We start from the raw sequence: 25,872 nt of genomic DNA on the forward strand, positions 1-25,872 counted from the left end.
CGACCTTCTGGCAGGCAAGCATCATAAGGGATCGTTACGCTACGGTGCAGACCCAGAGGTGATTCTGCCGATAGGGCGCGCGGGTGAAGTGAACATCTGAAACCAGATGCATGCCTCGCTCTTGCAGGGCTTCGGTCAGTTGTACGAGTGTCTCTGCCTGGATAGTCATTGCTGTTACCTCGTCAGATTTACTGCGTTCATAATTCTTGACCGGCCGGGCAACTGGCTAATTCAAATTTTCTACAACGTTGATTGACGTGTGGTTGCTTCAGTTCTTTTGCTCCCGATCCCAGGATAAGCGCGACCTGAAAATACGCGGGCAGTGGTGCTCACGCACTCGAGGTGACCTACAGTGAAACATCGCGCCGGTATGACATGAGGAGATCCTATGTCCACTTTCAAGCTGACTTCGCGCGTCTTCAGTACGCCCCGTCACACAACGCATTATCTGGAGTCGGGACCTGCCGATGGGGCATTGATGATGTTCCTGCATGGTTGGCCCGAACTCGGTTTGATCTGGCGTGCACAGATGGAAGCGTTCGCTGCCCAAGGCTGGCACTGCGTCGCACCCGATATGCGCGGCTATGGCGGCTCTTCGGCGCCGGCCGCGATCAATGCGTACACGATTGAAAACATCGTGGCAGACATGACGGAGCTGCATGACCATCTCGGTGGAACGCCCGCCATCTGGGTGGGCCACGATTGGGGCAGCGTCGTGGCCGGTGAACTGGTCGCCCATGAACCTTGGCGCAGCCGCGGCGTTGTGCTGGTTTCGGTTCCGTACTTTCCTTCCACGAACGCGCTGGCGACGCTTATACCGCTGGTTGACCGAGGGATTTACCCGGTCGACCAGTATCCAGACGGCCAATGGGACTATTACCGCTACTACAACACGCATTTTGCGTCCGCCGTGGCTGATCTTGACGCGGACAAAGCAGCATCGCTGGCGTCGATTTATCGAAGAGGCGACCCTGCAAGCATCGCCAGGGTCGCCTCCAATGCCGAAGTGACCCGCAAAGGCGGGCGGTTTGGCGAAGCGCACCGGGCTCCCCCGACCCCACCAGACCCGGCGCTCTGGCCCGAGACGGACTTCGCGGCACTGGTACGCACGTTCGAGGAGCATGGTTTCCGCACGCCCTGCGCGTGGTATCTGAACGACGATGCCAACATCGAATACGCCCATCGCGCACCCAATGGCGGCCGCCTGTCCATGCCCGTCCTGTTTGTGAACGGTGATTACGACCCGATGAATACCATCAACGGCAATCAGTTGGGCGATCCAATGCGCGCGGCCTGCGCAGACCTCACAGTGACGAGCCTGCCTGGCGGGCATTGGCTGCCGGTGGAGTGCAAGACCGAACTCGTTGCGGCCATAAGTCGCTGGCTGATGCTCGCGAAATTCGTGGCCCATCAGTAAGCCCGGATCACACCTTGGGATGGGTGAGTCGGGTACCGGCACGCGTGCCGATAGTCTGCGTCGTGGCTTGTGATCAACTGCGTTTTGGCTTCTTTCTTGACCGGGTTTGCCGTGATGAGATCTCGATCCACGTCGGCGCATGATCACTGGCATGCTCTTCACCCCGTACCCATGCATCTACGCCGACGTTTTTCAGGTACGGGGCGAGTACCGGGTTGAGCAGCAGATGGTCGATGCGCAGCCCGGAATTCTTCTGCCAATGCTGACGGAAATAATCCCAAAACGTGTACACCCGCTCTTCCGGGTACAGCTGCCTCAGCGAGTCGATCCAGCCCTGGGAAAGCAACCTTTGAAAGCACTCACGGCTTTCTGGCTGGAGGAGGGCATCCTTGAGCCATGAGCGGGTGTTGTAGATGTCCAGGTCGGTGGGCACCACGTTGTAGTCACCCGCGAGGACCACCGGATGTTCGCTGGCCTGCAGTGTTGCAGCGTGGGAGATCAGGTGCTCGAACCACGCGAGCTTGTAATCAAATTTTGGCCCGGGTTGAGGGTTGCCGTTGGGCAGGTACAGGCATCCGACAATCACGCCATGGACAGCCGCTTCCAGGTATCGAGACTGCGAGTCGTCCTTGGCTCCCGGCAGGCCCTTATGGATCAAAAGAGGTTCGGAATCCCGCGCGAGAATTGCCACTCCGTTCCAGGATGCCTGGCCATGGTGCAATGAGCCATAGCCCGCCGCCTCAAGTTCTCCAGCGGGGAACGCGTTGTCTTGCGCCTTCAGTTCCTGCAGGCAGACGATGTCCGGGCGCTCCTTTTCCAGCCACTGCAGAAGGTTGGGCAGTCGCGTCTTTATGCCGTTGACATTGAATGTCGCGATCTTGAGGTTCTGCATGGCGTCGGTCCTTCAATGTGCCGGGTGCGCCGGGTGTTCGGCCACCGTGGGGGTAGGGGGCCTACCCTTGCTCATTTGGCGATGTCCCCTATACCGGTTTAGTCGCAAAGCCTCTTTTCGACTACACCAAACCTGCGTTGCTCCATAAATAACAGGAACCGGTCTTTGAACGACCATTGGTGTCATTCGTGAACCGCCTGGGCAAATCCCGCAGCAATCACCTGCCTGTGTGAAACGCCCGGCGGTCGACTTTACCCGACCTTGATGACCACTTTGCCAAAGGCGCCCCTGGCCAAGTGTTCGTATGCCTGGCGCGCTTGATCGAAGGCGTACACACGGTCGATTACCGGGCGAATCCTGTGCTCGCTCAGGAACGCGTTCATGCGGTCGAACGATGAGCGCGGCGCTACGGCAATGCCGCGAATGGTTGTTTGCCGGAATATCATCGGCATCAGGTTCAATGCAGACGTCTGGCCCGTCAGGAATCCGATCTGGGCGATACGTCCACCGACCCTGGTCGCGGCGATCGATTGATTGATGCCATCTCCGCCTGCGACGTCCAGGAGCAGGTCCACGCCCTTGCCATCGGTGAGTTTCAGGACTTCCTCTGCCCAGCCAGGATGCGTGCGATAGTTCACACTGGCGACCGCCCCCAGTTTTTTCATAGCCTCCAGATTTTCATCCCGACTGGAGGTGACAATAACCTTGGCGCCGAGGGCGGTTGCGATTTGCGCAGCGAAAACCGAAACCCCACCGGTACCTTGAACCAGCACCGTTTGGCCCGCCTCGACCTGGCCGAAATCAACCAGCGCGTACCAGGCCGTCAATGCGGCAATCGGAAGAGTCGCGGCTTCCTCATCCGACAGGTTGTCGGGGACACGTACTGCGCTGTCCTCATGGATGATCATGTATTGCGCCAGGCCGCCGGGCAAAGGCGAGCCGAAGCAGTAGTCGGGTTCATCCGGCCCAGGCATGCCGTCCAGCCAGCGGGAGTAGAGATGCGAGTTGACCCGGTCGCCAATAGCGAAACGGCTGACACCGTCACCTGTTGCTACGACAACGCCTGCCGCGTCGCTGACGGGAATCAATGGCTTGGGCACCTTGTGGGGCTCGTAGATGCCATCGACGATGGCCTTGTCCCGGAAGTTCAGCGAAACGGCCCCCACCTTTACCAGCAGCTCTCCCGCCTTGGGGACGGGGGTCTCGGCGTCCCCTTGTACCAGGTTGTCCAAACCGAAATCTTTCAGAAGCCACGCTTTCATTTTCTGTCTCCAGCAACGGTGAATGGGCAGGGGAGGCAAGTGCCTCCTTGTTGTTGGGGCCATTGTTGAGGTTTCGCAGCGCGGCATAAATGGGCAGAATCCAACAGCATTGTTATTCTGGAGAGTAACAATCAACCCTTCACCGGCTTCCCGGGGACGAGACGTATGGCGCTTCTACAGTCGATGCAGGTATTTGCCAAGCTGGCGGAGTTGGGCAGCTTCACAAAAGTCGCGGAGGCGACGCAGACCGGCCGTCCCTATGTCACGCGCACTATTCAGGAACTGGAGGCGTCCCTGGGTGTGCGCCTGTTCCAGCGCACGACGCGTAAAGTCAAGCTGACGGCTGAGGGCGAACGATTTTACGAGCGTGTCAAAGAGATTCTGGCCACCATCGCAGAAACCACTTCCATGTTCGACCGCAGTGGCTCGACGCTGAGTGGGCGGCTTCGGATTGATATTCCCACAGCGTTTTCCCAGCACGGGTTCATGGAAAGCCTCAGGCAATTTACCGAGGCATTTCCCGAGATCGAACTGGCACTCGGCGTGACCGACCGCAGGGTAGACCTGGTGGCGGAAGGCATCGATTGCGTATTGCGAATCGGTGATCTCCCGGATTCCAGCCTGGTAGCCAGGGAAATAGGCAGCGCAATCATGGTGACCTGTGCATCTGCAAGTTATCTCCAGGCCTACGGGGTACCGGAAACCCTGGCGGACCTTGCCGGCCACCGGTGCGTCGGCTTTCTTTCGGGTCAAAACAACAGGCCGCTGCCTTGGCACTTCTCGATGGCGGGCGATGACCATCCACACACTCCACGCGGCGGTATCACCGTGAACGAGTCCAACGCATACGTTCAATGCGGCGTTGCAGGCTTCGGCATTATTCAAGCACCGGGGATTACCGTCGGGGCGTACCTCGCCAGTGGAGAACTGGTTGAAGTACTCGGCGCACTTCGTCCGACACCGCGCCTGGTTTCCGTGCTTTACCCCAGCCGATCCCATCTTGCACCCCAGGTGAATGCATTTGTGGATTGGCTGAAAAAGCACTTTCCGGTTGTGCACCCCGACTGGTTCAACGCTCACTGATCCAGCACAAGCACTTCGCGGCAGACCGAGAGGGGGCAGGTTGTTCAGGCGGGCTGTCGGAACGTATGATCGCAGCGAGCGCCCTTTTCCGGGCGCTGAGACTCACCCTTTGAAGGACATGAGCATGGAAAAGCACTTCGGTAATTCAGGCCTGTTCAAGGCTGCTTCGTATCACTGCAACACGCTCCTGGGCAGCGGCATTGCTCGCTGGGAGCTGAAAAATATTGCGTTGAATACGAAGGAGTTTTTGATATGTCCAAAGAACTACTCGGAGTTTCTGCTCTAGGGTTGATGGTGGTGGGGGAGTTTTGTGCAATCTACAGCGAGGTGGTAACCGCCAGGCTTGCCCAGACAGGGCATGGTTCATGGGAGGCGTTCGTCCTTCCCGTTGTGCTGATGTGTTTTGCCGGGCTTTGCCTGTTGGGTGCGTATTGGCTGGGGTACGTGGCGGTCGGTGATATCTGGGTCGTCACCGTGGTCTCAGTCACCTCCCTGTTGCTGCTTGAGCCCGTGGTGGTCTGGGCGCTGTTCCATGAAGCACCAGGGCGTGGCGCACTCATCGGGTTTGTCCTCGGCGCCTTGGGCATGCTTGCTACTGTATTGCTTTGACTCCGCCCTCTGGCCCGGCAATCAAACGCCGGGCCAGCTCGCCTCAAATGGTCACAGCTTCATCTTGAAGCCTGTGTGGGTTGGCAAGAACCCCAGGGACTCATAAAACCTATGAGCATCTGGCCGCGTACGATCACAGGTAAGCTGGATCAGTTGGCAGTGGCGCTGACGTGCTTGCTCAAACGACCATTCGAAGAATTGCCGGCCCAATCCGCTCCCACGCATTCGCTCGTGCACGCGGACGGCTTCGATTTGAGCTCGCCATGCGCCCCGATGAGAAATATTCGGAATGAAAGAAAGTTGGAGAGTACCGACCACCTCTTCATCAGCCACAGCGACGGCAAGAAACTGGTTCGGGTCTGCGTCGATGGCCTCAAACGCTCGTGTGTAGGAACGCTGAAGCGGAAGACTGCTATCTTCTCGAATAGCCCCCAGGGAGTCATTTGCCAGCAGCAAAACAATGAAAGGCAAGTCGTCGATACTGGCGCGTCGTATGGTCAGATTCGTCACAACGGTTTCCTGAGGTGCGGTGGTATAGAGGAACCCAGCCGATGGGGGCATTCGCATCCAAACATAACATTCATCCACGGAGCAACGAGCCCATGTCAAATACCGCTGGCATGTTCATCCGTCAGTTCTTTCACGGCACCCGGGCCGACCTGGAGCCCGGCGATCTGATCCGCGTCGGCTACCCGTCCAACTTTACAGAAGGTAAAGCACTGTCCTGGGTTTACTTTGCGGGCACGCTGGATGCCGCCATCTGGGGGGCTGAGCTGGCGCTCGGCAGTGGGCGGGAACGAATTTATGTTGTGGAGCCAACGGGGGCAATCATGGATGACCCCAACGTGACGGATAAGAAGTTTCCCGGCAATCCCACGCTTTCCTATCGCTCCACTGACCCTTTGCGCGTCGTGGCGGAGGTCACGAAATGGCACGGGCATCCGCCTGAACGGTTGCAGCAGATGAAGGACAACCTCGCGCGCTTGAAGGCCGAGGGGCGCGATGTGATCATCGACTGATATCATCGGGAACAAGCCGGCGTCACCCGATCGCCAAGTGGCTTTCCTTAACTGTTCCAGCAGGTGCTCCCATGCAGAATTCCCCTCCTGAAGGCCTACCTACCTATCGGATCCTGACAGGCAAGGACGATGCCTCCTTCTGTCACCGGGTCTCTGAAGCGCTTGCGCTGGGTTACCAGCTTTACGGCTCGCCAGCGGCAACCTTCAATGGCGAGTACGTGGTGGTGGCACAGGCTGTCGTTTGGAACGCCGATAACAACGCTACTGTCAGGAACTGACGCGGGCTTGAATTAAGGTGAGTTCTCTCACTCCTGTCAGGTCAAATGATGAAATTCTCGTCTGTTCGCCTCGTTACCAACCACTTTGAACGGCTCGTTCAGTTCTATCACAACCTCTCGACTGTCGAGCCAAGGCACCTGGCTGACGGGTTCGCTGAAATTCACCTCGACGGCGTCGTCCTGGCCATAGCCGATGAGCGCCTGGTCCGCCTTCACAACGATGGACTGGCAGTCGCCGCCAGCAACCGTTCGGCGATCCTGGAGTTTCAAGTGGACGATGTGGAGGCCGTCCTGCTGCGTATCGGTCGGGCTGACGTGGTGATGCCGGTGACGGTCATGCCATGGGGCAACACTTCGGTATTGCTGCGTGATCCGGATGGAAGCCTGGTCAACGTCTTTTCGAGACCTTGCCGCTGAATTGGTCCGCTGTTGTCGCCAGGTTCGGTAGGGTCGATAACGGGTTAAAGTAATCAGCTTAAGCGCCGATCAATTAACATCGATACCGGAATTGGATATTTGACATGATCACGAACGTCAGCAGTCTCGCTTCAGTACCCGCCAACCCAAGTCCGGCCAGCGCCAGCGATAGCTCCAAGACCGAAGACTCTGGAACCTTGAGTCTCAACCCGGACACGGGTGCCAAAAGTGCGCCCGCTGCAGGTGGCGGCCAGGCGGCATCCACGTCGCAGGAGTCCGACACCGTCAAGGCGCTGAAAAAGCAGATTGCGGAGTTGCAAAAGCAGCTTCAAGAGCAGCAGCAAAACATGCAAAAGGCCCAGGCCAGCAATCAAAGCGCAGACGCCAAAGCGGCCGCCGTGGCTGCCGCCCAGGCGCAGATTGCCGCAACGGCAGCTGCATTGCAGTCTGCGTCTTCGGCGTTGTTGCAGGCACTGACTTCCGACGGTGGAAGCGGTACCGGTTCCATCGTCAGTACCACCGCCTGAGAGGCAGATTTGGTTTTCCACAAGAAGCATTCGTGTACCCACGGGCCATTCTGTTCGACCTGTATAACACGCTGACGCACCGAGCCTTGATTAGCCTCACCTTGCACACCAAACGTCAACGGAACTGCGTTTATGAAATACAGCTGGATCGCACTTGTCTTACTGCTTTGTGCCTGCACGAGCGGCCCCACCCGGGAACAACTGGCAGAACAACGCTTATGGGAATACCAGTTGCTCACTCACCTCAATCACTTCAAGTCGTACCCCGAAGAAGCTCGCCTGCAAGGATTGACCGGCCTGGTCAGGGTTGAATTCGTGGTCGACGCCAAAGGCAACCTGATACGCCACAAAGTCATCAGCCATACAGGTTCGGATCTGTTCGTCAGCGCCGTGGAGAGATTCGTTCCGGCGGCGTCGCCAGTGCCTGCGCCTCCACCCTCAATGCTGCTCAAAGGCGAAATTCAAGTGGTAGCCCCGTTTGTATTCTGCCTGGAGGGCGTGGCCTGCGCCGGCTCACCGCCACGCCGGCTGTAGCTGACCTGCGGATAAATTCCGGGCAAAGAAAAGCCCGCGATGGGGAGCGCGGGCTTAAAGGTTTTCACCAGGAGCTGAGATGACCATAGGCGCCCGACTGTGAAAGGGTTGTGAAAGGGCGCCAGCGCTGCACTCAACTCAGTAGGCGCCCGCGGCCGCCTTTGCGCCGCTGACGATGGCGATCCCGGAGCTGCTGCCCAGGCGCGTAGCACCGGCTTCGATCATCGCCTGGGCCGTCGCCAGGTCGCGCACGCCGCCCGACGCTTTCACGCCTATCTGCGCCCCCACCACGCCGCGCATCAGGCGCACATCCGCCAATGTCGCGCCGCCATGGCCGAAACCGGTGGAGGTCTTGACGAACGCCACGTTCAGCTCGCGGCACAGGCTGCAGGCATGGGTTTTCTGCTGGTCATCCAGCAGGCCAGTCTCGAGGATGACTTTCAGCGGCACCGCGCCGCAGGCCGCCAGCACCTGGGCAATATCGTCGCGTACCTGGTCCAGCAGGCCATCCTTCAGCCAGGCGATGTTCAGCACCATGTCGATCTCGCCTGCACCGGCCTCGATCGCAAGCTTTGCCTCATAAGCCTTGGCTGCACTCAAGCCCGCACCCAGGGGGAAGCCGACGACGGCACAGACCAATGGCGCGGCGTCGCGCAGGCATTCGGCGGCCAGCGGCACGTTGGCGCTGTTGACGCACACGGACTTGAAGCCATGCTCGCGGGCCTCGGCACACAGTTGGCGAATGCTCGCCTGGGAAGCATCGGCGGCCAGCAGGGTGTGGTCGATATAGGCCGCGAGCGGCAACGGGTCAGTCGGCATGGCAAGTGTCCTGTAAGGATGAGGTGCTGGGAAAAGGCGGTTTGTGTTAAGTTGGATGCATTAAATGTGAAATAAATAACATTGTAAATGGATTTTGTGACTGCCCTGATCAAGGGCACGCATTCAACGAGGGTTGGAACGCAGTGGATTCAAAGAAAAGCGAAAGATTTCGGGCCATGCACAAGGCCTTGCAGGGCGAGTCGGCGATTCACTTGCGTGACATGGCCGCATTGCTGGGTGTATCGGAAATGACCCTGCGCCGCGACCTGGCAGACAGCCCCCAGGGCCTGCGCCTGTTGGGCGGGCACGTAACCCGCAGCGGGCCGCCGGAGCCCGATTACCAGGTCGCCGAACAGGACCAGCGCCACGTCGCCGAGAAGCGTCAGATCGGCGTGCTGGCCGCCAGCCTGGTGCGCCCCGGCGACACGGTGTTTATCGATTGCGGCACCACCACGCCGTTCATTATCGAGGCGTTGCCGGATGACCTGGAGTTCACCGCACTGTGCAATTCCCTCAACGTATTGCTCAAGCTCCAGCAAAAGCCCCACTGCACCATCATCCTCTGCGGTGGCACCTTTCATCGGCGCAACATGGTTTTCGAGAGCCATGCCGAGGCGGGCATCCTGGATGGCATCCGTGTGGCGTGGGCGTTCATTTCCGCGGCCGGCGTCAGCGCCGCCCACGGTGTGACCTGCTACAACCTCAACGAAGTGGAGGTCAAGCGCCGGGTCATGGCGCGGGCGCAGACCTGCGTGCTGGTGGCCGACCACAGCAAGTTCGACGAAGTACGTGCGGCACACTTTGCCGAGCTGTCGGACTTCCAGCGGGTGATCAGCGACCCCGGGCTCGAGGCGGCACAGCAGCAGGTGATCAGGGACAGTGGGGCGATCCTGCTGATCTGACTCAAACAGAATTGTGATTTTTATTTCATTTGTTTGGAATTTAACAAATTGGCCTTGACACTCTCGGGAGCAAGGCATAGTTTTTCAAATGTGATCGCGGTTCACATTTGTGAGCACGGCCTCCCCGAAGGCCGTGCCCGAATCCTGACAACAATAAAAATAGGAATCACCATGCTCCAGATAGCCCGTAAACCTGTTCATGTGCTGGCCCTTGCACTGGCTGTCGCGGCCTCGGCGCTGGCGCTGAACGCCCAGGCCAAGGATCTGAAGATCGGTTTCAGCCAGGTCACCCTGCAATCTCCCTTCTACGTACAACTGCGCGACGGCGCCAAGGCTGCAGCGGCGAAGGGCGGCGACGAGCTGATCTTCCTCGACGCCAACGGCGATATCAGCAAGCAGAACAACGATATCCAGGACCTGCTGACCCGCAAGGTCGACATCCTCATCATCAACGCCGTGAACCCCGACGCCGTGGGCGCGGCCCTCGACGCCGCCAAACGCGCCAAGGTGCCGGTGATTGCCGTCGACCGCGCAATCAATGCCCCGGTCGCCACCACCATTGGCCGTAACAATGCCGAGATGGGCGAGCTGTCCGGCAAGGCGCTGCTCGCCGCGCTCAAGCAGCGCGGTGTGACCAAGGGCAAGATCATCGAGATCCAGGGCGACGCCGGCGGTACGGTAATGAAAGAACGCCGCAAGGGCTTCCACACCGCTTTGGCCGGCACCGACTTCAAGATCATCGACGGCCCCTACAGCGAGTACATGCGCGCCAACGCAGTCACGGCAGTGCAGGATTTGCTGCAAGCGCACCCGGACCTCAAGGCGGTGATCGCGCATAACGACGACATGGCCATGGGCGCGCTGCAAGTGCTCACCGAAAGCGGCAAGAAAGACGTCCTCGTGGCCGGGATCGACGGCTTGTCCGAGGCCTTGAATGCCATCCAGAGCGGCGATCAATACGTGGCCACCGCCCTCAACGACCCACGCTACCTGGGCGAGGTCGCCATCGAGGCGGCGCGGGCCCTGGCGGCCGGCAAGTCGGTGCCGAACTTTGTCGACGCCGGCACCCAGGTGGTGACCAAGGCCAACGTGGCCGAGGTCAAGCATGACTCTACCTTCGGCGAATACCGCCCCGGCGCGCTCTGACGGATCTGCGCCGCCACGCTATGGATTTTTGCGGGCACCTCTTGCGGGAGGTGCCTGTTCGAACGCACTCGTCACTCAACAGAGGAATTCACTGTGAAAGCTGCCGTCATGTACCAACCGGGCGATATCCGGGTCGAAGATGTTCCAAAACCTGCGGTCAAGGCCGGCCACGCGCTGGTTCGGGTCGCCGCCTGCGGCGTGTGCGGCTCGGATATCCCGCGCATGCTGAGCAAGGGCGCCCATGTGATGCCGCTGATTTGCGGCCATGAATTCGCAGGCTTTATCGAAGAGATCGGCAGCGGTGTCGAAGGCTATGCCATCGGCGAATTGGTGACAGTGCCGCCGATGATCCCGGACGTCAGCAGCGACCAATATGCCCGAGGCTTTCCGTCCCGCTCGGAGCGCTACGATTACTTCGGCAGCCGCCGCGACGGCGCGTATGCCGAGTACGTCAATGTGCCCCTGAGCAACCTGATCAAGGTGCCCCAAGGCATGGACCCGATTGCCGCGTCCCTGGTGGACCCGGCGGCGATTGCCCTGCATGCGATCTGGAAAGCCGACTTCAAGGCCGGGCAGAGCGGGGCGGTGGTAGGTTGCGGGCCGATCGGCCTGTTTGCGATCCAGTGGCTGCGGATCATGGGGGCCAACGACATCGTCGCCGTCGACATCGCCGAAGAGAAACTCGCCATGGCCCGCGAAGCCGGCGCCACCCACACCCTGCTCAGCGGCGCGGCGGATGCCGAGTTGCCCCGTTGCCAACTGGTGATTGAAGCGGCAGGCCATCCCAGCTCGATCAACCAGGCCGTGCAACTGACCAAGGCTGGCGGGCATGTGGTGTTTATCGGCATTCCCACCAGTGACGTGGCCCTCAGCACTGCGACGTTCTCGCACTTCCTGCGCCAGGAAATCTCCCTGCACGGCGCCTGGAACTCGTTCTCGGCACCGTTCCCGGGCGATGAGTGGACGGCCTCCATCGACAAGCTGGCTTCCGGTGAATTGCAGTGGCAGTTCATGATTACCCACGACTTGCCGCTGGATGAATTGCCGGCGATGTTCAAGCGCTATGCCGATCGCAGCGAAGTCGCGGCCAAGGTAATTTTCCGTCCCTGAGCCGCGTCAGCTGTGTGTCGCCAAGCCCGACGACGCTGTGCGTTGCCGGGCTTAAAACAAAAAGCGTTGTTACAAGACGCAGGAGAACTACCGATGACCTTGTTGTTGGGACTGGATTTCGGAACAGGTGGGGTGCGGGCTGGTTTGTATGACCTGCACAGCCACAAACTGGTACACGTCGCCGAGGCGCCGTATGCCACGCAATACCCGCAGTTGGGTTGGGCCGAGCAGGCGCCGGCGGACTGGTGGTCGGCGCTGGGCAAGGCCTGCCGGCAGTTGATGGCCCAGGCCGGGCACCCGCAGGTGGCGGCGGTGTGCGTCGCCACCACAGCCTCCACCGTGGTGGTTGCCCAGGCGGACGGCCAACCCCTGGCCCCGGCGTTGTTATGGATGGATTGCCGCGCCGCTGCCGAGTCGGCGCGCACCGCCCACGTCAGCCACCCGATGATGAACCAGGGCGGTGACGCGGTGGAATGGCTGGTGCCCAAGGCCATGTGGCTGGCCGAGCACGAGCCTCAGGTTTACCAGCGCGCCGAGCGTATTTGCGAGGCCGTGGACTGGATCAACTTTCAGTTGACCGGGCGCTGGGTCGCCTCCCAATTGAATGCCAGTTGCAAGTGGAATTACGACACCTTGCAGCAGCGTTTTCCGGTGGAATTGTACGCCGAACTGGGCGTGCCTGAACTGGCGCAAAAACTCCCTCAGGAAGTGATCAAGGTTGGTGGCCGGATCGGCCCATTGAGCGCCGATGCCGCCAATCATCTGGGCCTGAGCCGCGACACGCTGGTGGCCCAGGGCGGAATCGACGCCCACATGGCAATGCTCAGTGCCGGCACCACTGGCGCCGGCGAGCTGTTGTTTATCGGTGGTACCTCGGTGGTGCAACTGATGCACACCCCGCAACGCATCGACGTACCGGGCATCTGGGGCCCGTACCCCGGCGCCTTGCTCGACGGCCAATGGTTGATGGAAGGCGGGCAAGTCTCCGCCGGTTCGATCCTCAACTGGCTGGCGCAAAAGATGTTCGGCCTCGACGATGCCGGGCACCAGCGCCTGATCCGCCAGGCCGCAGAACTGCAGCCCGGCTCCACCGGCTTGCTGGTGCTCGATTACTGGATGGGCAACCGTACACCGTACCGCTCACCGGACATGCGCGGCGCGATCATGGGCCTGTCGCTGAACCATGACCGGCATGACCTGTACCGCGCCTCGGTGGAAGCGATTGCCCTGGGCTCGGCGAACATCTTTCACACCTGGCGCTCCGAGGGCATCGAGATCACCCGGGTGGTCGCCGCCGGTGGTTTCCAGAAGAACCCGTTGTGGTTGCAGGCCACGGTGGATGCCACCGGTGTGCCGTTCGAAATGGTGCCCCACGATAACCTCACCCTGATCGGCACCGCCGCCGCTGCCGCCTGCGCCCTTGGCGAGTTCGGCACCTTGCAGGAAGCCGCTACCGACTTCACCACCATCGGCCGGCTGATCGAGCCCGACCCTTACGCCCACGAGCAATACATCGAGCTGTTGGGCCGCTACCGCGCCGCCACCGACAGCGTCGCGCCCATCAGTTGCAAGCCACCGGCGAACCGCACGCTCGGCGTAAGGCCGGCAGCATGAGCGCCCATCCTGAAGAAACGTTTGCCACGCGGTTGTCGGCCGATTCCCAGCGTGATGACTTGATGGTCCAGGTAGCCAAGCTGTATTACGACCTGGAAAAGACCCAAAGCGATATCTCCCGGGAGACCGGCCTGACCCGCTGGCAAGTCAGCCGCTTGCTGCGCGAGGCGCGGGATTGCGGGGTGGTGCGCATCGATATCGTCGCCCGCTCGGCGCGCTTGCCGCAGCTGGAAGTAGCCTTGCAACGGCGTTTCGGCCTGCGTGAAGCATTGGTGCTGGATGTGGAAGATGCCGACACCGCGCTGAACGTGGTGACCCAGGCCGCCGCCCGTTACCTGTGCAACTTGCAGCCGATGCCGGCGCTGATCGGCGTGTCGTGGGGCCGCACCCTGACCAAAATGGCCCAGTGGCTGGTGCCGCGCTGGAACGAGGGGGTCAACGTGGTGCTGCTGAACGGCGCGATCAATACCCGTTCGATGGGCGAGTCCAGCCATAACGTCGCCGAGCGCTTCGCCCAGGCTGCCCGTGGCCAGGCCACGTTGCTGCCGGTGCCGGCGATTCTCGGGCATGCGCATACCCGCGAAGCGCTGGAGCAGGACCCGGTGATCGCCCAGGTATTGCGCCTCGGGCAACAGGCGCCGGTGGCGTGTTTCAGCCTGGGGGAGTTGTCTGATCATTCGGTGTTGATGGAGTCGGGTTACATCGACCGGCCATTGCTCGAAGAGCTGGAACGCCTGGGCGCGGTCGGCGACATCATGGGCCGCTTTATCGGCATGGACGGTGAACCGGTGATGCCCGAACTCGACGCCCGCACCCTGGGCCTGCCGTTGGCCGCCTTGCGCGACAAGGCCTGGTCCATTGCCGTGTGCGTTGGCGCGCAAAAGCACCGCATCGTCCACGCCAGCGTCAAGGCCGGCTATGTCAATGTGCTGGCCACCGACGCGGCCACCGCCCGCTATTTGCTGGAGCAGGATCATGAGTGAGTTGGCCCTGGATATCCGTCATGTCAGCAAGCGTTTTCCGCCCAATGTGGTGGCGCTGACCGATGCCTCCCTCGACGTTCGGCCCGGTGAGGTGCATTGCCTGCTGGGTGCCAATGGCGCGGGCAAAAGTACCCTGTTGAAAATCGTCGCCGGCGCCCATCGCCCGGATGGCGGCGAGATGTCGGTGGCGGGCCGGCGGGTGGAACTGAAGAATCCGCAACAGGCGCGCCAGGCCGGGATCGCGATGATCTATCAGGAGCTCGACCTGATCCCGCAGATGACCGTCGAAGAGAACCTGATGCTCGGCTATGCGCCCCAGCGCTTCGGGATTATTTCCCGGGGCAAGCGCAGTGCGTTGGCCAAGGCCGCACTGTTGCGGGTCGGGGCCAACTTCTCGAGTTCCGACCGGGTGGGCAGCCTGTCGATTGCCAACCAGCAATTGGCGGCCATCGCCCGGGCACTGACCTGTGAGGCCCGGCTGGTGGTGATGGATGAGCCTTCGGCGGCGCTGAACGAGACCGAACTCAAGCGGGTGTTCCAGGTGATTCGCGAGATCACTGCGGCGGGTGTGGCGGTGCTGTATGTCAGCCACCGCTTGAATGAAATTCGCGAGATCGGCGACCGGGTCACGGTGCTGCGTGCCGGGCGAACCCTGCAAACCCACGAGCTGGCGCAGATCGACGACCAGGCGCTGATCGCCGCCGTGGTCGGCGAGCACCGCGACCTGCTGGAACGCAGCCCGCGTCAGGCGCCGCGGGACAACCTGGCGCTGAATATTCGCCGGCTGCAAGGCGAGCAGGGCCTGGACGTGCAGGGGCTGGAAGTGCGTCAGGGCGAAATTGTCGGGCTTGCCGGGCTTAACGGGGCAGGGCGCAGCACGTTGCTCAAAGCCTTGTTTGGCGTGGGGCGCAACGACAGCGATGTTGAACTGTTTGGCCAGCCTTATCAGCCGCAAACCTCGCGCCAGGCGATCCGCCAGGGCGTCGGGTTGGTGCCGGAAAACCGCAAGACCGAAGGCCTGCTGCTGGATGCGCCCATCTACCGCAATGCCTGCCTGGTGCACACCCGGCACTTGAACTGGTTTTCCCATCGCCAGGCCAAGGACCGCGCCGGCCCGGTGCTGCAGCGCTTGCAGACCAAGCTCGATAACCTTGAGCAACCGGTACGCCAGCTCTCCGGCGGCAATCAACAGAAGGTGGTCATGGCCAAGTGGGTGATCGACGGCGCGCGCCTGTTGCTGCTGGACGAGCCCAGTCGTGGCCTGGATGTCGGCGCCAAGGCCGACCTGTATGCCCTGGCCCGCAGCCTGGCGCAGGAAGGGGCGGCGGTGCTGGTCGCCAGCAGCGAGCTGGACGAGTTGTACGTCAATTGCGACCGCATCTGGGTGATGCATGAGGGGCGCAACGCGCTGTGTTTCGACCCCTTGACTGCCAGTCGCGACCAGATCGACCAGGCCATCCTTATCGGTAGAACGAGTGTAGAACCATGACTATTGCAAGCAACCCAAGCCCGGTTTTCGATAAGCCCGTCACCCTCACCAGCCGCCGTCGCAGTGCGGTGCTGGAGTGGGTGATGCGCTACAACTTTGTGTTCATTTTCCTGTTTGCGGTGGTGGTGGCGACGTTCCTGTCGGACGACTTCCTGACCTTCGGCAACATCGCCAACCTGTTCCAGCAGGGGGCGATTGTCGGGATCATCGCCATCGGCATGACCTTCGTTATCCTTACGGCCAATATCGACCTGTCGGTGGGCAGCCTGTGTGCCTTCGGCGGGATTCTGGTGGCGGTGCTCCTGCAGCAGCAGGTCAGCGGCTGGCTGGCGGTGCCGGCCACGTTGCTGGTGGGACTGGCCATCGGCACCTTGATGGGCAGCCTCACGGTGTTTGGCAAGGTGCCGAGTTTTATCATCACCCTGGCCGGGCTGGTGTCGCTGCGCGGGGCCACCTTCCTGGCATCCGACGGTGCGCCGATTGGCGGATTGCCGGCCAGCTTCACCTCGTTCGGCTCGGCCATGATCGACATCTGGCCCAGCGCTGGCATTGCGTTTCCGGTGCTGGGGCTGATCTTTATCCTGATCACCGTCATCGCCTGGCTGGTGCTGCGCTACACGGTGTTTGGCGAGTATGTGCTGGCCACCGGCGGCAACCTGGAGGCTGCGCGGCTGTCCGGCGTGCCGGTGCGGGCGGTGACGATTGCGGTGTTCGCCATCTGCGGCGGCCTGGCAGCATTCGCCGGCTTGTTGATGACCTCACGCCTGCACGTCGGCCAACCGACCGCAGCCCAGGGGCTGGAACTGGATGCAATTGCCGCCGTGGTGCTGGGTGGCACCAGCCTGTTCGGCGGGCGCGGCAGCGTGGTAGGGACGGCGGTGGCGGTGATGCTGCTGCAGGTGTTGCGCAATATCTTCAACCTGCTGGGGCTGGGCTCGTTCTACCAGATGGCGATCACCGGGGTGATCATCGTGCTGGCGATTTTGCTCAACCGCTTGATCGACCATTACGCCGGGCGCACCTGAGGACACCGTGATGAATGCACCGCTACCCGCGCCGATCAAGGCCGTGATCTTCGACATGGACGGCCTGCTGCTCGACACCGAAGGCATCTACACCGAAGTCACCCAACTGATTGCCGACCGCTACGGCCGCACCTTTGACTGGAGCATGAAGCAGAACACCATCGGCCTGGGGGCTTATGAACTGGCCAGCTATATCGTGCAGGCCGTGGGCTTGCCGATGAGCCCCGAGACGTTCTTGCAGGAACGCACACCATTGATGAATGCGCGGTTCCCCCAGGCGGCGGCCATGGCCGGGGCCCAGGCGCTGGTGCGGCATTTGTCGGCCCACGGTGTGCCGATTGCGGTGGGTACCAGTTCGTCGCGGCACTATTTCGAACTGAAAACCACCTTGCACCGCGACTGGTTCTGCTTGTTCGATGCCATCGTCACCGCCGATGACCCTCAGGTAGGCGCTGCCAAGCCGGCGCCGGATATCTTCCTGGTGGCTGCCGAGCGACTGGGAGTGACGCCCGCTGAATGCCTGGTGTTCGAGGATTCGCCATTTGGCATCACTGCGGCCAAGGCGGCCGGGATGTACGCCGTGGCCATCCCGGACCCGGCGATGCCGCAGGAGAAGTTCCTGCATGCGGATGGAAGACTGCTGAGCCTGGAGGCGTTTGACCTCGCGCGATGGGGGTTGCCAGCCTACCGCTGACTCGACGTCCGGTAGGCTGCCTCGTCGTCAGCGGGTGTATGGTAGACCGGGCAAACACCTGGATTATCTCTGGAGAGAGAGGTGACTATGAGCACTCCCATGCTGAACAAGCTGCATCTCAACGGTTATGACATCGTGCAGGTCAACAGCGGCCCGTGGCGGGTCTGTACCAAGGCTGATCGCCTGGCATCCTTCGGTTCCCGTGAGCAGGCGCTGGCGTATGCCGCGGCGCTACCGGGTTACAAGGCACGGTCGAGGCCGGTCGCCAATGATGCATGAGCCCTCAACAGCCTCGGTCAATCCGGGGCTTTTTATTGGCACCCAATTGAGCAACACATGACCGGTGGCGAGGGAGCTTGCTCCCGCTGGAGTGCGAAGCGCTCCCAGGATTTTGGGGCCGCTGCGCAGCCCAACGGGAGCAAGCTCCCTCGCCACACAGAGGATATGGTGGGATGATTCGCAGCTGATCAGCCCGTAGGAACCTGTCATGTCCCTGGCAACCTTATTTCTGTTCGTCATGATGAGCGCCGCGATTATCGCGATACCTGGCCCGACGGTTCTGTTGGCCCTGCAAAATGGTTCGCGCCATGGTTTGCAGGCGGCGTTCTGGGGCATGGCCGGGGCGGTGTTGGCCGACGCGTTGCTGGTGACGGCGGTGGCGTGTGGCCTGGGATTGCTGCTGGCGGCCAGCGAAGGGTTGTTTCAGGCGCTGAAATGGATCGGTTCGGCGTACCTCATCTGGATCGGCTGGCAGATGTTGCGATCACCCCAGGCGGCGTTGCCATCGGTGGGCGAAGGTGAGGACGGCGGCACCCGCTCGGCGAGTATTTTCACCCGCAGTTTCCTGGTGGCGATTTCCAATCCCAAGGCATTGTTGTTCATGTCGGCATTCCTGCCGCAATTCGTCGACAGCACCCAGGCGCAACTGCCGCAGTACGCGTGCCTGTTGCTGGCGCTGTGCGTGCTCAATGTCAGCATCATGATGTTCTACGCGGTATGCGGGGCACGCTTGCTCAGTCGCCTGCGGCCCGCACATTTGCAGCATTTCAACCGTGGGGCGGGTGGGTTGTTGATGACGATGGGCGTGCTGTTGGCCGCTTACCGTCGTGCCCCGGCTGCGTAACTTAAACGAATGGCTGGCCGTGGAACCCGCGTGGCAGGCGCTGACGGCCTGGCAGGTCGGTCAGGCGCTGGGTCCAGGCACTGCGCCAGTCACCGGCGGCATGGGCGGTTTTGGACTTGCGCGCGGCACGCCGAGCGGCGTTGCGTTGGGTGCGGCGGGCTTCCTTGAAGACTTCGGTGTTACGGCAGGTACGGCACTTGACCCGATTCAGCTCGGTGCTGGAAGGGAGGTTGTTGCCGTGATGACCGCAGGCAAGATGCCCGGCGACCTTGAAGTGAATGACCATGTAAGCGTCTCCTTCTTGGGGGATGCGTCGCATCGGTAATCTGCTGATGCGCGCGGGCAGGGCGGAGCAGCCATTGGCTGATGTTCACCGCTCTGTCTTTTATGACAGTTCGCTGCCCCATGCGTTCGGTAATGCAAGCTGGCACTGCTGTTCGCGACGCACCCGCTCGTTTATCCTCCGGTCACACACACAATGTGACTGGAGTGGAAGATGAGCAATCAAGAGTCCCAGGAAGGCGGCTGCCGTTGTGACCGGGTGCGTTTTACCGTGACCGAAAAACCATTGATCACCATGGCGTGCCACTGCACCGGGTGCCAGAAGATGTCATCCAGCGCGTTCTCGCTGAGCGCGCTGATCCCCAGCCACGGATTCACCATCACCCAGGGCAACCCGGTGATCGGCGGGTTGCATGGCGTAGACCGCCACTACTGCTGCCCCCACTGCATGAGTTGGATGTTTTCCCGCCCCAATGGCGTGGAAGATCTGATCAACCTGCGTCCGACCATGCTGGATGACGCCAGCGGCTATGTGCCATTCATTGAAACCTGGACCAGTGAAAAGCTGCCGTGGGCGACTACCCCGGCGCAGCACAGCTTTGCGCAGCTCCCGGAGAGGGAGAATTTCCCCGCGCTGATACAGGCGTACGCCGAGTACAGCGGTGGCTGAACTAGTCCATCAGTGCCAGCAGGTCGGTGTCGCCCACGTCGCGCCCGGCCTGGGTCAGCAGTGTTGTCACCTGGCCCCGGTGGTGGGTCTGGTGATTGAAGAAATGCACGAGCAGTGCATGAAAATTCTTGTTCATGGGCGTGCCCGCCATGTTGTGGTACTGCAGGGGCTGATCCAGGTCCGACTCACTGATCGACTGCACCCAGTCGATGATGAGCTGGTCGAGCCAGGCGCGGTGGGCCGACAGTTCACGGATATCGGCGAAGGCCAGTTGATTCAGACGTGGCGGCAACCCCAACGCGTCTAACGGTACCAGCGCGGCAAAGCCTGCTGGATGCTCGGCGAAACGCTTGAGCCAGACGCGATCACCCAGGGCGAGGTGGTTCAGCGTGCCAAGGATCGATCCGAAGAACGCGCCACGGTCGGCAATCAGCTCCTCGTCGCTCAGGCCATTGGCAGCGTTGTACACCTTGCGGTTCATCCACTGGTTGTAGGTCGCCATCAGGGCGATATGCTCGGTACGGGTCATCTCGGGGCTTCCTCCGGGTGCGATGGCGCCATGATAATGCGAGCCTGCCGGGCGGTCATGGTGTTCTCGCGCAGCGCAGCTATTGTTGTTGATCTGGAACTCTGCGCCCTGGGAGGGTGACACCATGAATACCGGCGATCTACTGGAACAATTGCTGCGGGCGGGCCAGGCCTCGTCCAGCCAGCAGGGCGGCGCTGCACCCGGGTCTCAGGGCGGGCTCGGTGGTTTGGGCGGCTTGCTTGGCGGTTTGCTGGGCGGCAGCGCTGCTTCGGCTTCAGGCGGTGGCGGCCTTGGTGGCTTGCTCGGTGGCCTGGGCGGCATGCTTGGCGGAACCCGTGCGGTGCCTCAGGGGCGCACCGGCGGCACCAACTACGCGGCGCTGGCGTCGTTGGGGATGATGGCGTTCCAGGCGTATCAGGCCTGGCAGCGGCAACAGGCGTCGGCGCCGCAGCAGGCGTTGCAGACGGTTGACCAGTTGTCTGGCGCGCAGGTCGAAGAACACAGCCACGCCGTGCTGCGTGCATTGATCGCGGCAGCCAAGGCGGATGGCGAGATTGATGAGCGGGAGCAGCAGATGATCTCGGCCGAGATCGGCAAGCACACCGATGACCCGCAATTGCAGGCGTGGCTGGATGCCGAGGTGGCCAAACCGTTGAATGCGGCGGATTTTGCCGAGTTTGCCGGCGACCCGGCGGTGGCGTCGGAGGTGTACCTGGTCAGTGTGCTGCTGGTGGATGACCAGCGGGACGCGGAGCGCAATTATCTGGATGAGCTGGCGGCGCAGTTGAAGATTGATCCTGCGTTGCAGGTGCATCTGGAGCAGCAGGCCAGGGGGCAGGTTTAAATCGCTATTACGGTCATACCAACCTGTGGCGAGGGAGCTTGCTCCCGCTGGAGTGCGAAGCGCTCCCAAAGATTCCGGGGCCGCTACGCAGCCCAGCGGGAGCAAGCTCCCTCGCCACTGGGATCATCGTCTGCGGGTTAGAACCGCAGTGTGGCCCCCGTCGTGAGCCATTGATGCTGATCCCCGATCAAACTGCGTCCTACCACCAGGTCTACATCCACATTTTTGCCGATATGCACCCTCGGCCCGGCTTGCCACGCCTGGTCGCCGCCTTGCTGGCCGTAGCGTTCGGCGATCAGTGTCAGTGAGTCCATCAGGCTGTATTCAAACCCGGTGCCCCAGGTCGGCCGATGGGTCTGGTCGCCGTCGTTATAAGCGTGGCTCCAGCCGGCGTTGAAGTTAAGCCGCAGGGCCTCCATGGGCTGCCAGGTAAACGGCACATTCAAGTCCGCGCCATCAAACGAGTGCCGGCGGTTCAGCGCGTAATGTACGCCGGCAGACGCGGCCAGTTCCAGGCCCAGGTCTTCCCGGGCCCACAACTGCGCCTTGAGCTGCGGATTCACTTGGGTTTCGCCGTCGCCATCATGGTTGGCCCGGGACACGGCGGCAGTCCACTGCAACCACGCAATGGCAGCGGAAGTGCAGGCCGGCGCCAGGGTTTCACTGTGGGTTGAGCCCGCGTGCCGGTTGGCGGTGAACCAGGCGTCGACATTGCATTCGCCCGGGGCGTTGATTGCGCCGTCGTCGACCACGTAGGAGCCGCCTGCCGCATGGGCATTCGACATCAGGCTGAGCACCAGCACGATGCCCGCGGTCACGCCGACGAAAATCAGGTTGCGCCGCACTGCCCGAAGCTTGGAGGCGGGCAGGGGATGGAAGGTAACGTGGGTGGTGCGGTTGCGGTATTTGGCGAAACCGTCAGGGGTGTGTTTCTTGTACATGGTGAACCTCGATCAACAGCCGGTGGCGCGCCCCGACCGGACTTGGCAGGGACGCGCCGTGTTTCAAATAGAAAAAAGTGTGCAACGGGGTACCGCTACAACGGGGTTCTTCGTTCATGCCTGGATACTCCAATAAGGGTTGATTCAGCTGTCTACAGTCAGCACATGGATGCCACTGGCCCTGGCCTGGCTCACCAGTTCCGAGGTGTCGTCGCCACCGGGCAGCGCGATGATCACGTCGGGCCGGCTGTCGGTGAGCATGAACTGGTTGCGATGGCGTTCGGCCTGCTTGCCATGGCGTTGCCAGTTGGGTGGGTAACGCACCACATTCACTCCGGTTTCCCGGGCCCAGTCTTCCACGTCGCTGCCCAGGAACTGGCTGCCACCGTGGATCAACACCTGCACCGGGCGCAGGCGGTGGTAGGCGTCCAGCACCTGGCGGGACATTTTTGTATCGGCGTAATGACGACCTGCACAGATCAAGACGCGCATGGTGATCTTTCCTTGTAGTGCGTATTGCCATTTATCGACGCGGGCGCAGCAAGCGGATGCACGTACTGTTCAAGGTGCTGGAAAAACCCAGCATGAAGCGCATTTCCACGGCGCTGAGCACGTTGCGCGCGTACAGCCGTACGCCCAGCACCATCACCGCCTTGGCCGCCTGGGCGAGGCCGAACACCAGCAGCGCGCGAGCAGCGTTGTCGAGGTAGCTCATAAGTGTGTTCATTGTCTGTCTCCGCGTGCACTGGCTATCTACCGATAGCCAGCGCTTTCAGGGGCGGTTGATCAGTACCACTGCTTGAAGCGGCGGATGTAGAGGGTTTTCATCAGTTGTGCCACGCAGCAGTAGGCGACCAGGGTGCCCACCAGCCATGGGAAGTACGCCAGTGGCAGCGGCTCCAGGCCAACCATCGCGCCCAGTGGCGAGAACGGTACGTAGATGCCCAGCCCGATCACGATGCAGGTCATCATCATCACCGGCCATGCGGCGTTGCTCTGGAAGAACGGGATCTTGCGGGTGCGCAGCATGTGCACCACCAGGGTTTGCGAGAGCAGCCCCTCGATGAACCAGCCGGACTGGAACAGGGTCTGCATTTCCACGCTGTTGGCCGAGAACACGTACCACATCAGGGCAAAGGTGGTCATGTCGAAGATCGACGAGGTCGGCCCGATCCAGATCATGAAGCGGCCAATGTTTTTCGCGTCCCACTTGCGTGGCTTGGCCAGGTATTCCTTGTCCATCTTGTCCCACGGCAAGGCCAGCTGGGAGATGTCGTACATCAGGTTCTGCAGCAGCAGGTGGATCGACAGCATCGGCAGGAACGGGATGAACGCACTGGCCACCAGCACCGAGAACACGTTGCCGAAGTTGGAACTGGCGGTCATGTTCAGGTACTTCATGATATTGCCGAAGGTCTCGCGGCCTTTCAGCACGCCTTCTTCCAGCACCATCAGGCTCTTTTCCAGCAGGATGATGTCGGCGGATTCCTTGGCAATGTCCGTCGCGCTGTCCACCGAGATGCCCACGTCGGCATCCCGCAAGGCCGGAGCGTCGTTGATGCCGTCGCCGAGGAAGCCCACGGTGTGGCCGTTGGACTGCAAGGTCTTGAGCACCCGCGACTTCTGCAGCGGCGTCAGCTTGGCGAACACCGTGCGCTCCTCGACCCGCAGCTTGAGGGTGGCGTCGTCCATCGCTTCGATTTCCGTCCCCAGCAACGGTACGCCTGGCTCCAGGCCGACCTGGCGGCAGATCTTGCTGGTGACGATGGCGTTGTCGCCGGTGAGCACTTTGACCGCCACGCCAATTTCGCGCAGGGCAGCGATCGCCGGGCCAGCGGTTTCCTTTGGTGGATCAAGGAAGGTCAGGAAGCCACGGATCACCAGGTTGCGCTCATCGGCCGTGGTGTACTGCTTGCGGGCGAGTGCCTGGGGAATGTTGCGGGTTGCCAGCACCAGCACCCGGAAGCCGTCCTCGTTGTAGTCCTGGGCAATCGCCAGCAACTCGTTGCGACGCCGATCATCCAGCTCGACGGCCACGTCGCCTTCCATCACGTGGGTGGAAATGCTCAGCATCTCCTCGACCGCACCCTTGCACACCAGCAGGTGATCGTTTTGCGCGTCCTTGACCACGATCGACAGGCGACGGCGAATAAAGTCGAACGGCAACTCATCCACCTTGCTGTAGGCAAACGGCACCTGGAACTTCGGATTCTGCTCGGAGAACTGTACGACCGCCTGGTCCATCAGGTTCTTCATGCCGCTCTGGTGATGGCTGTTGAGCCAGGCGAGGGTCAGCACTGAATCATCACGGTTGCCAAAGGCGTTGACGTGGTGCTCGAGGATGATCTTGTCCTGGGTCAGGGTGCCGGTCTTGTCGGTGCACAGCACGTCCATCGAACCGAAGTTCTGGATCGCGTTGAGGCGCTTGACCACCACCTTGCGCTTGGCCATGGCGGTTGCACCCTTGGCCAGGTTGGCGCTGACGATCATCGGCAGCATTTCCGGGGTGAGGCCTACCGCCACTGCCAGGGCGAACAGCAACGCGTCGCTCCAGTCACCCTTGGAGAAGCCGTTGAGGAAGAACACGATCGGCGTCATTACCAGCATGAAGCGGATCAACAGCCAGCTGACGCTGTTCACCCCGCGGTCAAATGCGGTTTGCACCCGGGAGCCGACAATCGCCTTGGCCAACGAGCCAAAGTAGGTACGCGGGCCGGTGGCAACCACCACGGCTTTCGCCCGGCCGCTGACCACGTTGGTGCCCATGAAACAGATGTTCGGCAGGTCCAGCAGGTTGCCCTGGTCGGCCGCCGTGGACGTGGCGGATTTTTGCGTCACATCCCCGAGGGTGTCGTACTTCTCTACCGGCAAGGCTTCGCCGGTCAGCACGGCCTGGCTGATGAACAGGTCACGGGACTCGATCAGGCGGATGTCGGCCGGGATCATGTCGCCGGCAGACAGTTGCACGATATCGCCGGCCACCAGGTCGCGCATCGGCACTTCCCGCAGGGTCGGCTTGGAGCCCACTTGCTCGCGACGCAACACCGTGGCGGTGGTGCGTACCATGGCCTTCAAGGCCTCGGCGGACTTGGCCGAACGATGCTCCTGCCAGAAGCGCAGCAGGCTGCTGAGCATGACCATGGTCATGATAATGATGACCTTGGTCAGGTCGGCTTCTTCACCGGCCTGCAGTGGCAGCCAGTAGTCAGTGAAGAAACTGATGGCGCCGAGGGTCAGCAGCACATAGATGAACGGGTTGTTCAGGGCCTGGAGGAATTGCACGATGGCGTGAGGCGGCTTGTCGTGGGCCACCTCGTTGTAGCCTTCACGTTGCAGGCGAGCAGAGGCATCCAGTTCGGTCAGGCCATCCTTGGTTGCCCGGACATTGGCGAGGGTTGCCGAGAGGCCGTTCTGGGCTTCGCGGGCGGCACGCATCGACAGCTTGGTGTCGGTATCCGTGCCGTTTTTCTTGTGCAGTTTCGGGTTTTTTACTGCGCTCATTGTGTGTACTCCTGTCGCCAATTTTTCGACAAAACATACCCGGTACTTACCTGATGACAGGCGAGCGAAAGCATGCCGAGTCGCTGACTTCGCGATCGGTTTAAATAAAGTGTTGGGTAACTTTCTACAGGCCCGCTAACAGCGCGTTAGTTAACTAACGCG

31 protein-coding genes are annotated in these 25,872 nt (G+C 61.3%); 21 read left to right on the top strand and 10 right to left on the bottom strand.

What is annotated here, in order from left to right; genetic code table 11:
- Positions 1 to 388 precede the first annotated feature (388 nt).
- Positions 389 to 1,417 (top strand): alpha/beta fold hydrolase, encoded by a 1,029-nt coding sequence (locus HX869_RS14075; RefSeq protein WP_178903228.1) that lies wholly within the window; start codon positions 389 to 391, stop codon positions 1,415 to 1,417.
- Between the two features lie 73 nt (positions 1,418 to 1,490).
- Here HX869_RS14075 and xth read toward each other — a convergent pair whose 3' ends face one another.
- Both xth and HX869_RS14085 read right to left on the bottom strand, forming a co-directional pair.
- Entirely contained in the window at positions 1,491 to 2,309 is an 819-nt protein-coding gene (gene xth, locus HX869_RS14080) for an exodeoxyribonuclease III (protein WP_003207724.1), read from the bottom strand.
- A 251-nt stretch (positions 2,310 to 2,560) separates the two neighbouring features.
- On the bottom strand, positions 2,561 to 3,571 hold the full coding sequence (locus tag HX869_RS14085) for an NAD(P)-dependent alcohol dehydrogenase (protein ID WP_102368990.1): 1,011 nt from the start codon (positions 3,569 to 3,571) through the stop codon (positions 2,561 to 2,563).
- 183 nt (positions 3,572 to 3,754) lie between these two features.
- Here HX869_RS14085 and HX869_RS14090 point away from each other — a divergent pair, with 183 nt between their 5' ends.
- The 3 genes from HX869_RS14090 to HX869_RS14100 all read left to right on the top strand — a co-directional run bounded on the left by HX869_RS14090 (position 3,755) and on the right by HX869_RS14100 (position 5,263).
- Positions 3,755 to 4,654, top strand: a complete 900-nt coding sequence (locus HX869_RS14090; protein WP_178903236.1) for a LysR family transcriptional regulator — start codon at positions 3,755 to 3,757, stop codon at positions 4,652 to 4,654.
- A gap of 124 nt (positions 4,655 to 4,778) precedes the next feature.
- On the top strand, positions 4,779 to 4,940 hold the full coding sequence (locus HX869_RS14095; RefSeq protein WP_166742167.1) for a hypothetical protein: 162 nt from the start codon (positions 4,779 to 4,781) through the stop codon (positions 4,938 to 4,940).
- Positions 4,941 to 4,945: 5 nt separating this feature from the next.
- Positions 4,946 to 5,263 carry a hypothetical protein gene (locus tag HX869_RS14100; RefSeq protein WP_032899360.1) on the top strand — a complete coding sequence of 106 codons (318 nt, stop codon included), beginning with the start codon at positions 4,946 to 4,948 and terminating at the stop codon, positions 5,261 to 5,263.
- A gap of 51 nt (positions 5,264 to 5,314) precedes the next feature.
- Here the strand turns inward: HX869_RS14100 and HX869_RS14105 are convergent, their stop codons facing one another.
- Positions 5,315 to 5,773 (bottom strand): GNAT family N-acetyltransferase, encoded by a 459-nt coding sequence (locus tag HX869_RS14105; protein WP_178903229.1) that lies wholly within the window; start codon positions 5,771 to 5,773, stop codon positions 5,315 to 5,317.
- A gap of 92 nt (positions 5,774 to 5,865) precedes the next feature.
- Here HX869_RS14105 and arr point away from each other — a divergent pair, with 92 nt between their 5' ends.
- The 5 genes from arr to HX869_RS14130 all read left to right on the top strand — a co-directional run bounded on the left by arr (position 5,866) and on the right by HX869_RS14130 (position 8,038).
- Complete coding sequence (gene arr / locus HX869_RS14110; RefSeq protein WP_023658807.1) at positions 5,866 to 6,282, top strand: NAD(+)--rifampin ADP-ribosyltransferase; 417 nt, start codon at positions 5,866 to 5,868, stop codon at positions 6,280 to 6,282.
- A gap of 71 nt (positions 6,283 to 6,353) precedes the next feature.
- Positions 6,354 to 6,560 carry a DUF1737 domain-containing protein gene (locus tag HX869_RS14115; RefSeq protein ID WP_003207731.1) on the top strand — a complete coding sequence of 69 codons (207 nt, stop codon included), beginning with the start codon at positions 6,354 to 6,356 and terminating at the stop codon, positions 6,558 to 6,560.
- Between the two features lie 48 nt (positions 6,561 to 6,608).
- Complete coding sequence (locus HX869_RS14120; RefSeq protein ID WP_008435061.1) at positions 6,609 to 6,977, top strand: VOC family protein; 369 nt, start codon at positions 6,609 to 6,611, stop codon at positions 6,975 to 6,977.
- Between the two features lie 104 nt (positions 6,978 to 7,081).
- The gene (locus HX869_RS14125; protein WP_178903230.1) at positions 7,082 to 7,504 is read left to right on the top strand and encodes a hypothetical protein; all 423 of its coding nucleotides are present in this window, start codon (positions 7,082 to 7,084) and stop codon (positions 7,502 to 7,504) included.
- A 132-nt stretch (positions 7,505 to 7,636) separates the two neighbouring features.
- Entirely contained in the window at positions 7,637 to 8,038 is a 402-nt protein-coding gene (locus HX869_RS14130) for a TonB family protein (RefSeq protein ID WP_003207740.1), read from the top strand.
- Positions 8,039 to 8,176: 138 nt separating this feature from the next.
- Here the strand turns inward: HX869_RS14130 and deoC are convergent, their stop codons facing one another.
- Entirely contained in the window at positions 8,177 to 8,857 is a 681-nt protein-coding gene (deoC, locus tag HX869_RS14135; protein WP_177039934.1) for a deoxyribose-phosphate aldolase, read from the bottom strand.
- Between the two features lie 143 nt (positions 8,858 to 9,000).
- Here deoC and deoR point away from each other — a divergent pair, with 143 nt between their 5' ends.
- The 10 genes from deoR to HX869_RS14185 all read left to right on the top strand — a co-directional run bounded on the left by deoR (position 9,001) and on the right by HX869_RS14185 (position 18,943).
- Positions 9,001 to 9,759: a DNA-binding transcriptional repressor DeoR gene (gene deoR / locus HX869_RS14140; RefSeq protein WP_008435058.1), complete on the top strand. Its 759-nt coding sequence runs from the start codon at positions 9,001 to 9,003 to the stop codon at positions 9,757 to 9,759.
- A gap of 171 nt (positions 9,760 to 9,930) precedes the next feature.
- Positions 9,931 to 10,905, top strand: a complete 975-nt coding sequence (locus HX869_RS14145) for a substrate-binding domain-containing protein (RefSeq protein WP_178903231.1) — start codon at positions 9,931 to 9,933, stop codon at positions 10,903 to 10,905.
- 93 nt (positions 10,906 to 10,998) lie between these two features.
- Positions 10,999 to 12,015, top strand: coding sequence for a galactitol-1-phosphate 5-dehydrogenase (locus HX869_RS14150; protein ID WP_372865342.1), 1,017 nt, complete (start codon positions 10,999 to 11,001; stop codon positions 12,013 to 12,015).
- A 93-nt stretch (positions 12,016 to 12,108) separates the two neighbouring features.
- Positions 12,109 to 13,629, top strand: a complete 1,521-nt coding sequence (locus HX869_RS14155) for a ribulokinase (RefSeq protein ID WP_087693921.1) — start codon at positions 12,109 to 12,111, stop codon at positions 13,627 to 13,629.
- A complete protein-coding gene (locus HX869_RS14160) occupies positions 13,626 to 14,612 on the top strand; it encodes a sugar-binding transcriptional regulator (RefSeq protein WP_003207750.1) in 987 nt (328 codons plus the stop codon). Before HX869_RS14155 ends, HX869_RS14160 begins: the two co-directional genes overlap by 4 nt.
- Complete coding sequence (locus tag HX869_RS14165; RefSeq protein WP_003207752.1) at positions 14,605 to 16,101, top strand: sugar ABC transporter ATP-binding protein; 1,497 nt, start codon at positions 14,605 to 14,607, stop codon at positions 16,099 to 16,101. The genes HX869_RS14160 and HX869_RS14165 overlap by 8 nt, the downstream gene beginning before the upstream one ends.
- The gene (locus tag HX869_RS14170; RefSeq protein WP_003207754.1) at positions 16,098 to 17,126 is read left to right on the top strand and encodes an ABC transporter permease; all 1,029 of its coding nucleotides are present in this window, start codon (positions 16,098 to 16,100) and stop codon (positions 17,124 to 17,126) included. The genes HX869_RS14165 and HX869_RS14170 overlap by 4 nt, the downstream gene beginning before the upstream one ends.
- Positions 17,127 to 17,136: 10 nt before the next feature.
- Positions 17,137 to 17,820, top strand: a complete 684-nt coding sequence (locus HX869_RS14175; RefSeq protein ID WP_102368995.1) for an HAD-IA family hydrolase — start codon at positions 17,137 to 17,139, stop codon at positions 17,818 to 17,820.
- Between the two features lie 87 nt (positions 17,821 to 17,907).
- On the top strand, positions 17,908 to 18,099 hold the full coding sequence (locus tag HX869_RS14180; protein ID WP_023658809.1) for a hypothetical protein: 192 nt from the start codon (positions 17,908 to 17,910) through the stop codon (positions 18,097 to 18,099).
- A 208-nt stretch (positions 18,100 to 18,307) separates the two neighbouring features.
- Positions 18,308 to 18,943 (top strand): LysE family translocator, encoded by a 636-nt coding sequence (locus HX869_RS14185; protein ID WP_008435048.1) that lies wholly within the window; start codon positions 18,308 to 18,310, stop codon positions 18,941 to 18,943.
- 1 nt (position 18,944) lies between these two features.
- Here HX869_RS14185 and HX869_RS14190 read toward each other — a convergent pair whose 3' ends face one another.
- Positions 18,945 to 19,229: a hypothetical protein gene (locus tag HX869_RS14190; RefSeq protein ID WP_003207761.1), complete on the bottom strand. Its 285-nt coding sequence runs from the start codon at positions 19,227 to 19,229 to the stop codon at positions 18,945 to 18,947.
- A gap of 210 nt (positions 19,230 to 19,439) precedes the next feature.
- Here HX869_RS14190 and HX869_RS14195 point away from each other — a divergent pair, with 210 nt between their 5' ends.
- Positions 19,440 to 19,895, top strand: coding sequence for a GFA family protein (locus HX869_RS14195; protein ID WP_003207766.1), 456 nt, complete (start codon positions 19,440 to 19,442; stop codon positions 19,893 to 19,895).
- Position 19,896: 1 nt separating this feature from the next.
- Here the strand turns inward: HX869_RS14195 and HX869_RS14200 are convergent, their stop codons facing one another.
- A complete protein-coding gene (locus HX869_RS14200) occupies positions 19,897 to 20,424 on the bottom strand; it encodes a DinB family protein (protein ID WP_178903232.1) in 528 nt (175 codons plus the stop codon).
- 124 nt (positions 20,425 to 20,548) lie between these two features.
- Between HX869_RS14200 and HX869_RS14205 the strand changes: the two genes are divergently transcribed.
- On the top strand, positions 20,549 to 21,268 hold the full coding sequence (locus HX869_RS14205) for a tellurite resistance TerB family protein (RefSeq protein WP_178903233.1): 720 nt from the start codon (positions 20,549 to 20,551) through the stop codon (positions 21,266 to 21,268).
- 137 nt (positions 21,269 to 21,405) lie between these two features.
- Here HX869_RS14205 and HX869_RS14210 read toward each other — a convergent pair whose 3' ends face one another.
- The 4 genes from HX869_RS14210 to mgtA all read right to left on the bottom strand — a co-directional run bounded on the left by HX869_RS14210 (position 21,406) and on the right by mgtA (position 25,710).
- The gene (locus HX869_RS14210) at positions 21,406 to 22,209 is read right to left on the bottom strand and encodes a hypothetical protein (protein WP_178903234.1); all 804 of its coding nucleotides are present in this window, start codon (positions 22,207 to 22,209) and stop codon (positions 21,406 to 21,408) included.
- A 144-nt stretch (positions 22,210 to 22,353) separates the two neighbouring features.
- Entirely contained in the window at positions 22,354 to 22,701 is a 348-nt protein-coding gene (locus HX869_RS14215; protein WP_177028285.1) for a DUF2493 domain-containing protein, read from the bottom strand.
- A 31-nt stretch (positions 22,702 to 22,732) separates the two neighbouring features.
- Complete coding sequence (locus HX869_RS14220) at positions 22,733 to 22,936, bottom strand: hypothetical protein (protein WP_023658813.1); 204 nt, start codon at positions 22,934 to 22,936, stop codon at positions 22,733 to 22,735.
- 59 nt (positions 22,937 to 22,995) lie between these two features.
- Positions 22,996 to 25,710 (bottom strand): magnesium-translocating P-type ATPase, encoded by a 2,715-nt coding sequence (gene mgtA, locus HX869_RS14225; RefSeq protein WP_023658814.1) that lies wholly within the window; start codon positions 25,708 to 25,710, stop codon positions 22,996 to 22,998.
- Positions 25,711 to 25,872: the final 162 nt, after the last annotated feature.

It is taken from the genome of Pseudomonas sp. P7779, assembly GCF_013386315.1.
Lineage (GTDB): Bacteria > Pseudomonadota > Gammaproteobacteria > Pseudomonadales > Pseudomonadaceae > Aquipseudomonas.